13 protein-coding genes are annotated in these 12,496 nt (G+C 63.3%); 2 read left to right on the top strand and 11 right to left on the bottom strand.

The genetic code is table 11. The annotated features are described in order from the left end of the window. Positions 1 to 206 precede the first annotated feature (206 nt). Together QZ326_RS01005 and QZ326_RS01000 are read left to right on the top strand one after the other, a co-directional pair. Positions 207 to 2,249 (top strand): SpoIIE family protein phosphatase, encoded by a 2,043-nt coding sequence (locus QZ326_RS01005; RefSeq protein WP_295740329.1) that lies wholly within the window; start codon positions 207 to 209, stop codon positions 2,247 to 2,249. A gap of 82 nt (positions 2,250 to 2,331) precedes the next feature. After that, on the top strand, positions 2,332 to 2,604 hold the full coding sequence (locus QZ326_RS01000) for a hypothetical protein (RefSeq protein ID WP_295740327.1): 273 nt from the start codon (positions 2,332 to 2,334) through the stop codon (positions 2,602 to 2,604). A gap of 121 nt (positions 2,605 to 2,725) precedes the next feature. Here QZ326_RS01000 and QZ326_RS00995 read toward each other — a convergent pair whose 3' ends face one another. The 11 genes from QZ326_RS00995 to rimP form a co-directional block, all read right to left on the bottom strand. Then, positions 2,726 to 3,085, bottom strand: coding sequence for a cupin domain-containing protein (locus QZ326_RS00995; RefSeq protein WP_295740325.1), 360 nt, complete (start codon positions 3,083 to 3,085; stop codon positions 2,726 to 2,728). Positions 3,086 to 3,214: 129 nt separating this feature from the next. After that, positions 3,215 to 3,646 carry an Rrf2 family transcriptional regulator gene (locus QZ326_RS00990; protein ID WP_295740372.1) on the bottom strand — a complete coding sequence of 144 codons (432 nt, stop codon included), beginning with the start codon at positions 3,644 to 3,646 and terminating at the stop codon, positions 3,215 to 3,217. A 129-nt stretch (positions 3,647 to 3,775) separates the two neighbouring features. Further along, complete coding sequence (ribF, locus tag QZ326_RS00985) at positions 3,776 to 4,678, bottom strand: riboflavin biosynthesis protein RibF (RefSeq protein WP_295740324.1); 903 nt, start codon at positions 4,676 to 4,678, stop codon at positions 3,776 to 3,778. 8 nt (positions 4,679 to 4,686) lie between these two features. Further along, on the bottom strand, positions 4,687 to 5,553 hold the full coding sequence (gene truB, locus QZ326_RS00980; protein WP_295740370.1) for a tRNA pseudouridine(55) synthase TruB: 867 nt from the start codon (positions 5,551 to 5,553) through the stop codon (positions 4,687 to 4,689). A 75-nt stretch (positions 5,554 to 5,628) separates the two neighbouring features. Continuing rightward, complete coding sequence (locus QZ326_RS00975; protein WP_295740322.1) at positions 5,629 to 6,585, bottom strand: bifunctional oligoribonuclease/PAP phosphatase NrnA; 957 nt, start codon at positions 6,583 to 6,585, stop codon at positions 5,629 to 5,631. Between the two features lie 3 nt (positions 6,586 to 6,588). After that, positions 6,589 to 6,969 carry a 30S ribosome-binding factor RbfA gene (rbfA, locus tag QZ326_RS00970; RefSeq protein ID WP_295740320.1) on the bottom strand — a complete coding sequence of 127 codons (381 nt, stop codon included), beginning with the start codon at positions 6,967 to 6,969 and terminating at the stop codon, positions 6,589 to 6,591. A 103-nt stretch (positions 6,970 to 7,072) separates the two neighbouring features. Further along, a complete protein-coding gene (infB, locus tag QZ326_RS00965; RefSeq protein ID WP_295740317.1) occupies positions 7,073 to 9,571 on the bottom strand; it encodes a translation initiation factor IF-2 in 2,499 nt (832 codons plus the stop codon). Positions 9,572 to 9,787: 216 nt separating this feature from the next. Next, positions 9,788 to 10,411, bottom strand: coding sequence for a 50S ribosomal protein L7 (locus QZ326_RS00960; RefSeq protein WP_295740314.1), 624 nt, complete (start codon positions 10,409 to 10,411; stop codon positions 9,788 to 9,790). Next, positions 10,395 to 10,673 (bottom strand): RNase P modulator RnpM, encoded by a 279-nt coding sequence (locus QZ326_RS00955; protein WP_295740311.1) that lies wholly within the window; start codon positions 10,671 to 10,673, stop codon positions 10,395 to 10,397. Before QZ326_RS00955 ends, QZ326_RS00960 begins: the two co-directional genes overlap by 17 nt. Before the next feature lie 105 nt (positions 10,674 to 10,778). Then, positions 10,779 to 11,951 carry a transcription termination factor NusA gene (nusA, locus tag QZ326_RS00950; protein ID WP_295740308.1) on the bottom strand — a complete coding sequence of 391 codons (1,173 nt, stop codon included), beginning with the start codon at positions 11,949 to 11,951 and terminating at the stop codon, positions 10,779 to 10,781. Between the two features lie 61 nt (positions 11,952 to 12,012). After that, complete coding sequence (gene rimP, locus QZ326_RS00945) at positions 12,013 to 12,474, bottom strand: ribosome maturation factor RimP (protein WP_295740305.1); 462 nt, start codon at positions 12,472 to 12,474, stop codon at positions 12,013 to 12,015. Positions 12,475 to 12,496: the final 22 nt, after the last annotated feature.

Below are 12,496 nucleotides of genomic sequence, written 5' to 3'. Positions count from 1 at the left end.
CTGCTTCTTATATTCTGGTCTATTTTACCGGAAATATTGGAAACCGTCAATAGATGTGACCTCCCGGCGCCAAACCGGGGAATTTGATTCCCACAAAATCCCCCTATTTCCCCGGCGGGAAATCCGCTCTCTCACTTTTCCCGACGGGATTCTCTCCCTCCACAGGATAAACTGGTGGAAAACCATGATTTTTGGAGGGACAAGCTGTGAGATACGGTCAAATCATTCTCCGGCGGCAGCCGCCGGCGCACCTGCTGTCCTGGGGAATCCGCTTTTTTCTGGCGGCGGCTCTGACCGCCAGCCAGCTGCCGGACGGCCACGCCCCCTTTGCCCTGGGCTGTATCGCGGCGGCGGGCCCCGGGGGCGATGGGATTGCCGCCCTGGCCGGCGCCGGGGCAGGTGCGCTGCTGTTTCTAGACTTTGGCGATGCCCTGCCCTTCCTGGCGGCGGGCGTCCTGGTCCTCACCGCCTCTGCTACCTTTCAGGGGACCGCCCTGTGGAGGCGGCCGCTGTTCATGCCTCTGGTATCCGCCGCACTCTTTGCCGCCGTGGGCGGCATCTACGTCATCCAGTCCCTGGCTCCAGCGGAGCATCTGGCGCCCTACATAGCCGCTGCAACGCTGACAGGGGTGTCCTCCTGGTTCTTCCGCCCCCTGCTGCGGCCGGCGGAGGACCGGCCAGCCCCGGAGAGCCTGTTGTTTCTGGCGGCAGCATTGCTGGCCGCCGTCAGCGACCTCACAATCTCCGGCGTCTCCGTGGGACGGGCCCTGCTGTGCCTGCTGCTGGCCTATACCGCCTATGAAAAGGGGGCTTCGGCTGGGGCCGCCGCAGGCCTGGGGGCCGGACTGACAGCGGACCTGTGCGCAAACACCGGGGGCCCCCTGTTTGCCGCCGCCTACGGTCTGGGAGGACTGCTGGCCGGAAGCCGCCTCCCCGGCGGACGGGCCGCGGCGGGGCTTGCCTTCTTCGTCTCCTCCCTGGCAGTCCTGCTGCCGGCCCAGACCCCCCTGGCAGGGCCGCTGCTGCTGGAATCCTCCGTCGGCTCAGCCCTCTTTCTGCTTCTGCCGGGCCGCCTATTTGGCGGAAGGCGGGTACAGCAGGCGGAAAGCCCGGTAACTGCCGCCGCTGCCGGCGGGCGGCTGAAAGAGCAGCTGAACCGGGCGGCGGCGGCCCTGCGGGACCTGTATGACAGCATGGGCCGCACGCCTCCCACCACCGACGAGAATCCCGCCATCGTCTTTGACCGGGCGGCTGAACGGGTCTGCCAGGGCTGCGCCCTGTGCGACCTGTGCTGGCAGAAGGAGTATACCGGCACCTTCAACGCCTTTAACGACGCCACGCCCTACCTTCTCGAACGGGGCCGGGCCCTGCCCAAGGACTTCCCCACCTACTTCACCGGGCGGTGCATCCATTTGCCGGACTTTTTGACCGCCATTAACGGGGAGCTGTCCGCCTTTCTTCTGCGGCGGCAGTACCGCCGCCAGCTGGAGGAAACCCGCCGCAGCGCCAAGGGGCAGTACGCCCAGCTCTCCGAACTGCTGACCGCCACCGCCGCAGGGTTGGGAGAGCCGGTGACGGCGGCGGGGGCCGCCCCTCCCTGCCGGGTGGGGGCGGCCCTACGCCCCCGGGAGGGGGAAACCGTCTGCGGAGACACGGTGGTGTCCTTCCGGCGGGAGGACGGCGTCTGGTGCCTCCTGCTGGCGGACGGCATGGGCAGCGGCGAGGCCGCCCGGAAGGAGTCCTCCCTGATCTGCCGGCTGCTGCGCCAGTTCCTGGAGGCGGGGGTGGAACCGGAGGCGGCCCTGAAGACGCTGAACTCCGCCATGGCCCTCCGGGGGGCGGAGACCGGCAGTTTCACCACCATCGACCTCTGTACCTGCGACCCTGCCACCGGGGAAACGGCCTTTTACAAATTCGGCGCGGCCCCCAGCTACCTGAAAAAGGGGGGCGTGGTCCGGCGGATCACCGGCAGAACCCTGCCGGCGGGCCTCCGGGGCGCCCCGGCGGCGCCGGACGTGACCAAGGTGAATCTTGACCCCGGCGGCTTCACGGTGATGATCAGCGACGGTGTGGCGGACCCGGGCCGGGACGAGTGGCTCCAGGACCTGCTGGCCGGTTGGGAGGGGGAGGACCCCCAGATCCTGGCGGGACTGATTCTTTCGGAGAGCATCCGCCGTGAGCGCCTCCAGGACGACTGCGGCATTCAGGTGCTGTACCGGCCCAGGGAGGGGGCGGCAAAAAAGGTGTAATCCGGCGCGAGGCAGTATAAAATTTCCCGCTCTGCGGAAAAATGGAAGTATCTCAAATGGTTAGTTGGAGGCATGGAGGAACATGGTAAAAGGTATTTCCAGGCGGGTCGTGGTGGTGGATTCCCCGGACCAGCGGTTTTTTGAGCAGGCAATCTTCATCGTGCGCAACGACGCCGCCGGGGAGGGGGTCACCTCCCGGGAGCTGGTGGAGGAGGCCAAGCGGGTGGCCCGCAGCTACACCGGCAGCGGCCATGGACGGCTGAGCCGGGCCTGGCGGGATCTGAGCCCGGCGCTGTATACTCTGATGGGGGCGGCGGGCATCGGCCTTGTGTGGCTGGTGGCGGCGTTGATCTGAAATACGCCGGATCCTACAGAAAAACAGCGGCCCCACAGGCCATCTCGGTCTGTGGGGCCGCTTTCTGCAATGTAATTCCCAAACGTTGATATTACCGGCAGATAACGCAGGAGAACCGCTTTCAGGGATTTTCTATAACTGCGTCATCCCCCGTATAGCTCTCCAGGGAATCGGCCTTGACCTGAATACAGATAAAGCTGATTGCAGAGTCCTCTGCCGCAGAGAACTGGCGCTTTGCCGCCGGAGCGACGCGGACCCAATCGCCAGCCGAAAGTTCCACTGTCTCTCCGTCGATAACCGCCCTGCCTCTTCCTGTGAGAACCGCATATATCTCCTCATTGCTCTTATGAGAGTGAATGAACGGAACGCAGGCTCCTGCCGGAAGATTGTTGACGCTGATCTCCGCTCCGGTCAGAGAGAGGATATCGTGCAGTTCTGTCCTCGCGTCCGGCGCAATGCTTGCCTTCTTAAAATTTGTCATAATATTACCTCCAGCTCTTGTTGTAACCATTATCAGTACATCAATATTTATATCACCGACATATTGTAATGTCAATAGTTACATCAAGTTTTGAAAAAAATTCCCCCCTGTGTCCAAACGGCGGTCCGGTCACAGAATCCGTTTCTGCGTGTCCGTCAGAATGTCCTGTATGGTTACTGACTTCATCTCATTTTCCATTGCTCCCTGAATTTTCTCAAGCCTCACGTCCAAAACCGCATGAATGTTTCTCCCCACCGGGCAGCGCTGATTTGGATTTTCATGAAAATGGAACAGCTCACCATCATCCACGCACTCCACAGCGTTATAGATGTCAAGCAGCGTAATTTGATCTATGGGTCTTGCCGTGTCTGCGCCTCCGGTTCCCCGCACAACGCGGACAATCCCGGCCGCTTTCAGCTGCTGCAGCAGTCTTCGGATCACAACCGGATTTGCGTTTACACTGGATGCCAGAAAATCACTGGTCACTTTATGGTCGTTTTTAAACATCTCAATACAGATCAGCACATGGACCGCAACCGTAAACCTGCTTGAAATCTGCATCATATTCCTCCGTCTCCCCTGCTCAAATCACCCATGCTCCGGCAAATCCATCAAACCCATTGTCATACCGTCCCCGCGGAAAAAGAAACACTTCCTGGCGGGGCCGTTTTCGGAAACACTGCTTTTATCTCACACGGGATTCTCTTCAAAATACCGTCTCGTGGTCTCCGCGTCGGCGGCGATCCGGGTCCGCAGGGCGTCCAGAGAGTCGAAGCGCATCTCGTCCCGCAGGTGGCGGTAAAACTCCACCCGCAAAGTCTGCCCGTACAAATCCCCCTGGAAGTCCAGAATGCAGGCCTCCACGGTGATATCTGTGCCGTTGTCCAAGGTGGGACGGGTACCCACGTTGGTGACAGCGGCGTAATGGTTCCCATCCGGCAGATAGACCCGGGTGACGTACACCCCGTGGCTGGGCACCAGCACATGGGACGGAATCACCAGATTGGCGGTGGGAAACAGCCGGGTCGAGCCAACGCCCCGCCCGTGGCGGACGGTTCCCGCCAGGGTGTGGGGGTGGCCCAGGAACCGGGCGGCCCGCTCCGTCTGCCCCAGCTCCAGAAGGCGGCGAATGTAGGTGGAGCTGACGGTGATATCCCCAATCTCCACCTTTGGAATGATGTCGCAGCCCAGTCCCAGCTGGGCGCACTTCTCTTTCAAAAGCTCCGGCGTCCCCTGATTCTTGTGGCCAAAGCGGTGGTCGTGGCCCGCCACCAGATGGACGGCGTGGTAACGCCCCACCAGGATCTCCGTGATGAAGTCCTCCCAGCCGGTGGTCATCATCTCGTGGTCAAAGGGGGCCATAATGACCTCCCGAATGCCGTACAGCCGGCTCACCAGCTCCCTGCGGTCCTCCGGGGAGTTGATCAGGGGACAGGGCACCCCGGTGACCACCTCCTTGGGCGGACGGTCAAAGGTGAACACGGCGGGGACCGCGCCCCGCTCTGCGGCGGCCTCCGCGGCCCGGCGCAGCAGAGCCCCGTGACCCAGATGGACTCCGTCGAAAAAACCCAGGGCTATCACTCGTTCCTTCATGGACATGGTTACGCTCCAAAAAAGTTTTTGATGGCGGTCACTTCGCCGCCGCAGGCCCGGGACAGGCAGAGAAACTCCCCCTCCCGCCCATAGACCCGGTAGGTGCCGTCGGCCAGCTCCCTTTCGGTGAAGCCGCCGCCGCTGCGGACCCGCCGCTCCACCCCCGCGGAGCGGACGGTCAGGGCCGGATACCGGGCAAACAGGCTGTCCACAGGCCTCAGCAGCGCCTCGCCCCGCTCCTGGACATCCTCAATGGTCACGGTCTCCTCCAGCGTGAACTCCGCCGCCATGGCGCGGCGGAGCGCATACATGGCGCCGCCGCAGCCCAGGACCTGCCCGATGTCGTGGCAGAGGGTGCGGATGTACGTGCCCTTGGAGCAGACACAGCGGAGGCGGTAATCCGTCTCCCCCGCCTGTTCCAGCAGCTCCAGGGCGTAAATATTCACCGGCCGGGGCTTCCGCTCCACCTCCCGGCCCTTCCGGGCCAGCTCATAGAGCTTCTTCCCCTGTACCTTTACGGCGGAGTACATGGGGGGTATCTGCTGAAGCTCCCCCCGAAAGCGGTCTAGCGCGGCCTCCAGCTCCTGCCGGGAGACTGCGACCGGGCGGCTCTCCAGCGTCTCGCCGGTGGTGTCCTGGGTGTCGGTGACGAGGCCCAGCCGCAGCCCGGCAATATACTCCTTGCGGCTGTTCTCCGCGAACTCCACAGCCTTGGTGGCCTGTCCCACAAACACCGGCAATACGCCGGTGGCCATGGGGTCCAGGGTTCCGCCGTGGCCCACCCGCTTCTCATGGAGAATCCCCCGAATCTTGGCGCACACGTCCATGGAGGTCCACCCGGCGGGCTTGTCAATCACTAAAATTCCACTCGGCATTTTACTCAGATGGGAGATGGGCGATATGAGATAGAGCGTTGTCTGCAATTCCCGATATCTCCTGTCTCCTCACTCCTATCTCAAAAAGTCCGGCGCCACCTGGGCCACTGCGTCCAGAATCTGCCGCTTGGCCTCCGCCCAGGGGGCCTCCACAGTGCAGCCTGCCGCCGCCGCGTGGCCTCCGCCGCCCAGGAGACCGCAGGCACGGGTTGCGTTGACCCGGTCTCCGGTACGCAGGGACAGCTTCCACACGTCCGGCCGCAGCTCCCGCATGGTGACGGCGCAGTCCACCCCCTGGATCTGGCCCCCCAGGGCGGACAGATCCTCGGCGTCGCCCTCCGCGGCCTGGAACTGCTCCATCAGGGCCAGCGGCACGGAGAGGACCGCTACCCGACCCCGGTCGTAGAACTCACAGGCACTCAGCATAGCCCCCTCCAGCTGCATCCGCTTCCGGGTCTTGGTGCGGAAGAACACCTTGTTCACGGTCCGGCAGTCGATGCCCGTCTCCATCAGCGCCGCCGCCACCCGGTGGGTCTCCGCAGTGGTGTTGGCGTAGGCAAAACAGCCGGTATCCGTGGAGACGGCCACATACAGCGGCAGGGCGATCTCCGGCGTGATGGGCCCCAGCTCCTTCAGAATATCATACAGCAGCTCCCCGCAGGCGGCGGCCTCCGCCCGGACAATATTGGCCCGGCCAAAGCCCTCAAAGGAGGGGTGGTGGTCTATGGCCAGATCCACCCGGTCCCGGTACATCTCCGCATTCGCCGGCAGAAGGGACAGCGCGGCAATGTCCGTGGAGACCACCTTTTCCGGAAGGAAGTCAGCCGGGGCGGCATAGGGCGCGAAATAGGGCGCTGTGGTATCCGTCAGGCCGGGATTGGGCAGGAGATAAGCCGTCCTGCCCAGTCCCCGAAGCCCCGCGCACAGCGCGGCGGCACAGCCCACGGTATCCCCGTCCGGACGGACGTGGGTGAGGATCAATACGTTATCAAAGCTCCGCAGCAGGGCGGCGGCCTCAGAGACAGTCAGCATGGTTCACTCCTCCGCCTCCGGCCCGCCCCGGGCCTCGTCTGTCCGCTCCACCTGGCGCAGGACCTCCAGGATATGGGCGCCGTGGGCGATGGAGTCGTCGCCGATAAACTGGAGCTCCGGCGTATAGCGCAGCTGGAGGGCGCGGCCCAGCTCCCGGCGGAGGAAGCCGGAGGCGGACTTCAGGCCCTTGAGAACATCCTTCTCCTGGGACTTGTCCAAAACGCTGACATAGACGCGGGCATAGCGCAAGTCGCCGGTGGTATCCACACGGGTGACGGAGACCATGCCCACCTGGGAGACGCGGGGGTCTTTCAGGCGGCGGAACTGCTCACTGAGTTCCCGCTGGATCTCCTCGTTGATGCGGCCAATTCGGTTGCTTGACATAAAAATACCTCCTTTTGGTCCCCCTTGGCAGGGGACCCTCTTCCCCCCGTACAGACCGTGTAAAAAGGGACGGCGGCACAGCCGCCGCCCCTATTATGCGCACTTATTGGGGAATCTCCTCCATGGTATACCCTTCGATAATATCCCCTTCTTTGATGTCATTGAACTTCTCAATGGTCATACCGCACTCATACCCGCTGGCAACCTCCTTGGCGGCATCTTTAAACCGCTGGAGGGAGGCCAGCTGGCCCTCGTGGATGACAATGCCGTCCCGCACCACGCGGACGGAGCAGGACCGGACGATCTTGCCGTCCTGCACATAGCAGCCCGCCACGGTGCCCACGCTGGAGACCTTGTAGGTCTGCCGGATCTCCGCGTGGCCCAGGACCACCTCCCGGAACTTGGGCGCCAGCATACCTTTCATGGCGGCGGTGATCTCGTCAATGCAGTCGTAAATAACCCGGTACATCCGCATATCCACGTTGGCCCGGGCGGCGCTGTCCCGGGCAGCCGCGTCGGGGCGGACATTGAAGCCCACGATGATGGCGTTGGAGGAGGAGGCCAGCATTACGTCAGACTCGCTGACCGCGCCCACGCCGCCGTGGATTACCCGGACGTTGACCTCGTCGTTGGAGAGCTTCTCCAAGGAGGCCTTCACGGCCTCCACACTGCCCTGAACGTCGGCCTTGACGATGAGGGCCAGTTCCTTGCGCTCGCCCGCCTGGATCTGGTCAAAGAGGTTCTCCAGGGAGACTTTCTGAACCGGGGCCAGCGCCTTGGCCTTCTCCTCGGCCTTGCGCTGCTCCACCAGCGTCCGGGCCATGCGCTCATCGGCCACGGCAAAGAAGGGACTGCCTGCGGTGGGGGCCTCGCTGAGGCCCGCAATCTCCACGGGGACGGAGGGACCGGCCTCTGTCAGGCGGTTGCCCTTATAGTCCAGCATGGTGCGGACACGGCCCACAGCGGTGCCGGCAATAATGATATCGCCCTGCTTCAAAGTGCCGTTCTGCACCAGGAGGGTGGCTACAGGACCACGGCCCTTGTCCAGGCGGGCCTCGATGACCGTGCCCTGGCCCGCCCGGTTGGGGTTGGCCTTCAGCTCCTGGATCTCCGCCAGAAGCACCAGATTCTCCAGCAGGTTCTCAATGCCGATATTCTTCTTGGCGGAGACCTTGCAGCAGATGGTCTCGCCGCCCCAGTCCTCGGGCACCAGGCCGTGCTCGGTCAGCTGCTGCATAACGCGGTCGGGATTGGCATTTTCTTTATCAATCTTGTTCACTGCCACGATAATAGGGATATCGGCGGCCTTGGCGTGGTTGATGGACTCGATGGTCTGGGGCATGATGCCGTCGTCCGCCGCCACCATCAAAATGGCAATATCCGTAATCATGGCGCCCCGGGCGCGCATGGAGGTAAACGCCTCATGGCCCGGCGTGTCCAGGAAGGTGACGGGCTTGCCGTTCACCTGCACCTGATAGGCACCGATGTGCTGGGTGATGCCGCCGGCCTCTCCGGCGGCAACGGAGGTATTGCGGATGGTGTCCAGCAGGGAGGTCTTGCCGTGGTCCACGTGGCCCATGACCACCACCACGGGGGCCCGGGGCACCAGGTCCTCGGGACGGTCCTCAGTGGCGTCAATGAGCTTTTCCTCAATAGTGACGACCACCTCTTTTTCCACCTTGCAGCCCATCTCCTCCGCCACGAAGGAGGCGGTGTCGAAATCGATCATCTGGGGCAGAGAGGCCATGATGCCGTTTTTCATCAGCACCTTGACCACCTCCGCGCCGGTCTTCTTCATGCGGGAGGCCAGTTCGCCCACGCTGATCTCATCGGGAATCTGGACCTTTAGGGGGGCCTTTTTGGCAATCTCCAGCTGGAGACGGCGCATCTTCTCCGCCTCGTCCTGGCGGCGCTTGTTGGAGAAGGTCATACCGCCCCGGCGCTGGCCGTTGTTGCGGAATTTCTCCTTGCCGCCCCGCTGCTGCTGCATCCGCTCGCCCCGCTGGCCGCCCAGGGTCTCCAGGCGCTCGTCGTACTTGGCCAGGTTCACGTCGCCGCCCTTGCGGGTATCCACGATCTTCTTCTGGGGCACGCGGCTGGCGGGCCGCTGACCGGAAGCTGGCTGCTGCCCTGAAGCGGCCTGCTGACCCGAAGCGGGCTGCTGGCCGCCGGCCGGTTTCTGACCGGATGCGGCGGACTGCTGACCGGGCTTTTGTCCCCCGGCCTTCGGCTGCTGGCCGGAAGCCGGCTTTTGACCGCCGCCCTGGGGCCGCTGTCCCGGCTGGCCGGGCCTGCCGGAGGCCGCCTGTCCCTTGCCCTGCTGACGGTCAGCTGGCTGCTGGCCAGAAGCTGGCTGCTGGGCCGGTTTCTCAGCAGATTTCTCCTCCCTTTTTTTCTGAACATCGGCAAAGATATCCTGGATGCTGGAGACCGGATTTTTTTGGGTCAGGTAGTCAAAGATCACGGACAGTTCGTGATCCGTCAGGACCTGCATGTGGTTTTTTGGCGCGGCCACATACTTTGTCAGGATTTCGGTAATGGTCTTGGTGGGAAGGCCAAAGTCTTTCGCCACCTCATGGACCCTGTATTTTTCAATACCCAATCAAAACACCTCGTTATGCTCCAACCCGGGGGCTGGGAAATTTTAATGAAACTCAGAAACTGTACTCATAGGTAAGGAATGCTGGATGTGTGAGGGGTTTCCGCGCCGGTCGAAACAAATTTTTGCGGGAATACTGAATATCTTTCAAGAAAATTTGATGAAGAACAATGCCAAAAACCCGTCCGGACGGCGTTCAACGCCTGTGAATACAGCTTCTCAATCCTCCCGCTTGCGGAAGGAGCCCTTGCCCTTTTTTACAGGGTGGCTGTGGGCATAGGGCTTTGCCCTTGCCCCCGGTCTGGGACGGCCGCGCCTGGCGGCAGGACGGGAGCCGGTTCCCTGGGACGGAGCCGCCCGCCTTTCCGCGGAGACGGTCCTTTTTGGGGGGCTCTCTGGTATCTTTCCGGGCTTTCGCTTCCCCTGGCGGGCATTCTTCTCATGGGTCACACGCTCCGCCCTTCTCTCCTCCGCCCGCCGGGCCTTGACCTCCAGCCGGGCGGCAGCCTCACTGTACCGGGCGGGGTCGCCCTCCGCCAGACGGTGGACGACGGCATTGGCAAGGCCGGTGTCCGTCACTGCGGTCAGAGCCACGGAGGCGCGGCCAAGAGCCGTGCCCAGCTCCTCTTTTGTAAATGGTACACAGAGCCATAGGCACTGGCCCGCCTGGGCAAAGTGTTCCGCCCTGCGGCGGGTGCCCGCCGCTGCGTTGGCGGCCAGCAGCAGGACCCGGGCGTCCCTGGCCCGGGCGGCGGCCTCCACCGGCTCCTCTCCCACTGCCAGGTTGCCGCCCCGGAGGGCCAGTCCCAGCAGGGAGAGTATCCTCTTATTGTCCATCCGCACCTCGCAGTTCCGCCTCCATGGAGTCGTAGACCTCCGGTGGAATGGCTGTCTCAAAGGCCCGCTCCAGCGCCCGGGATTTCCGGGCCCGCCGGAGGCAGGCGAGACACGGGCACACATAGGCACCCCGCCCCGGCTTCTTTCCGCCGAAGTCCAGGCTCACCTGGCCCTCCGGAGACCTCACCACCCGGAGCAGGGACTTTTTATCCTTCATCTCCCGGCAGCCCACGCACTGCCGCTGGGGAATTTTTTTCACTTTTGACATAGGGCTGCCTCCAATCAATGGTAAGGTCCCGGCTGGTCTGCAGGTCCGGGGGAATGGCCCGCACGGGGTGCGGGCCCCCCATGGCCTCAGCGGCCAGCGGAGAATTTATTCTTCAGCTGAGTCCGCATTTTCCACGCTCTCCGGGGCCTCCTCAGCCTCTGCGGGCTCCTCTTCCTCCTCGGGCTCCTGATAGCTCTCCGGCTTGATGTCGATCTTATACCCCGTCAGGCGGGCGGCCAGGCGGGCGTTCTGGCCCTCCTTGCCGATGGCCAGGGACAGCTGGTCGTCGGGCACCACGCAGCGGCAGGCCTTGACCCCCTCTTCCGCCATGCGCACCTCCACCACGTCGGCGGGGGCCAGGGCGGCGGCGATGAACGCGGCGGGGTCCTCGCTGTACTTGATGATGTCGATTTTCTCTCCCCGGAGCTCGTCGACAATGGCGGCCACCCGCTGGCCCCTGGGGCCCACGCAGGCGCCGATGGGGTCCACGTTCTCCTCGTTGGACCACACCGCCATCTTGGTGCGGCTGCCGGCCTCCCGGGCAATGGACTTCACCTCCACGGTGCCGTCGAAGATCTCGGGGACCTCCAGCTCAAAGAGGCGCTTCACAAGGCCCGGATGGGTGCGGGAGATCAGCACCTGGGGCCCGCGGGTGGAACGGCGGACATCCACCACATACACCTTGACGTGCATCCCCTCGGCCATCTCCTCGCCAGGGACCTGCTCGCCGCTCATCAGCAGGGCCTCCGTAGACTCGGTGCCGGTGCCGATGCGCAGGGAGACGTTTCCATTCCGGGGGTCCACACGGGTGACCACGCCGGTGAGGATCTCATGCTGCTTGGAGTTGAACTCGTCGTACACCATGCCCCGCTCGGCCTCCCGCAGGCCCTGGATGATGACCTGCTTGCCGTTTCCGGCGGCAATGCGTCCAAACTCCATCTTGTCCACGGGGATGTTCACCACGTCGCCGATCTCATACCTGGCGGAGATGGCCTTGGCCTCCTCCAGCGTCATCTCGTTGGGGGGATCCACATAGTCCTCCTCGTCCACCACGTTCTTCTGGACGAACATCTTCAGGTCCTGGTGCTCCTCGTCCACATCCACGATGACGTTCTCCACCCCCTCGTGGTCCCGCTTGTAGGCGGTGGTGATGGCCTGGATAATCTTCTCCATCATAAAGGTCTGGGGAATACCCCGCTCCTTTTCCAGCAGCTCTAACGCGGCAAAGATCTCCGCAGGATTCATCCCTGCGGGTTCTTTCTGCTTCTTGCCTCTCATGGCGTGACTCTCCTTTTTCTCGTTCTATATACTCAACATTAAAAATTCGAGGTTCCAGTACTCAGAACTCCACCCGCAGGCGGACCAGGGCGGTCTCCTTTTTGGAAAAAGACAGCGTCTCCTGTCCCACGGTGACGGCAACGTCCCCGGAGGCCTCGTCGTACCCCGCCAGCACCCCGGCAAACTCTTTGCGCCCTTCCCGGGCGCGGTACAGCTTTACCAGCACGGGGCTGCCCAGAAAACGGGCAAAGTCGGCGGGGCGCTTCAGCGCCCGCTCCGCCCCGGCGGAGCCCACCTCCAGGGTGTAGCTGCCCTCGATGGGGTCCGCCTCGTCCAAAAGGTCCGAGAGCTTCCGGGACACAGACTCGCAGTCCAGAATGTCCACGCCGCCCTCCTTATCCAGCAGCACCCGCAGATACCAGGTGCCGGCCTCTTTGACGTACTCCACATCCCAGAGGGTGCAGCCGCTCTCCGCAATGGCGGGGGCGGCCAGCTCGGCGGTGAGTTCCGTGATCTTTTTCATGGAAGATAGCCTCCATTATCTC

The organism is uncultured Oscillibacter sp. (assembly GCF_910587525.1).
Lineage (GTDB): Bacteria > Bacillota > Clostridia > Oscillospirales > Oscillospiraceae > Oscillibacter.
The sequence above is the reverse complement of the archived record's forward strand: the minus strand, read 5'-3'. Positions and strand labels throughout refer to the sequence as shown.

Excerpts from the sequence above, each read along its gene's own strand:
- truB (WP_295740370.1), bottom strand. The coding sequence starts at position 5,553 with ATGCCGAGTGGAATTTTAGTGATTGACAAGCCCGCCGGGTGGACCTCC.
- QZ326_RS00975 (WP_295740322.1), bottom strand. The coding sequence starts at position 6,585 with ATGCTGACTGTCTCTGAGGCCGCCGCCCTGCTGCGGAGCTTTGATAAC.
- QZ326_RS01000 (WP_295740327.1), top strand. The coding sequence starts at position 2,332 with ATGGTAAAAGGTATTTCCAGGCGGGTCGTGGTGGTGGATTCCCCGGAC.
- QZ326_RS00995 (WP_295740325.1), bottom strand. The coding sequence starts at position 3,085 with ATGACAAATTTTAAGAAGGCAAGCATTGCGCCGGACGCGAGGACAGAA.
- QZ326_RS00955 (WP_295740311.1), bottom strand. The coding sequence starts at position 10,673 with ATGTCAAAAGTGAAAAAAATTCCCCAGCGGCAGTGCGTGGGCTGCCGG.
- QZ326_RS00990 (WP_295740372.1), bottom strand. The coding sequence starts at position 3,646 with ATGCAGATTTCAAGCAGGTTTACGGTTGCGGTCCATGTGCTGATCTGT.
- rimP (WP_295740305.1), bottom strand. The coding sequence starts at position 12,474 with ATGAAAAAGATCACGGAACTCACCGCCGAGCTGGCCGCCCCCGCCATT.
- rbfA (WP_295740320.1), bottom strand. The coding sequence starts at position 6,969 with ATGTCAAGCAACCGAATTGGCCGCATCAACGAGGAGATCCAGCGGGAA.
- nusA (WP_295740308.1), bottom strand. The coding sequence starts at position 11,951 with ATGAGAGGCAAGAAGCAGAAAGAACCCGCAGGGATGAATCCTGCGGAG.
- ribF (WP_295740324.1), bottom strand. The coding sequence starts at position 4,678 with ATGAAGGAACGAGTGATAGCCCTGGGTTTTTTCGACGGAGTCCATCTG.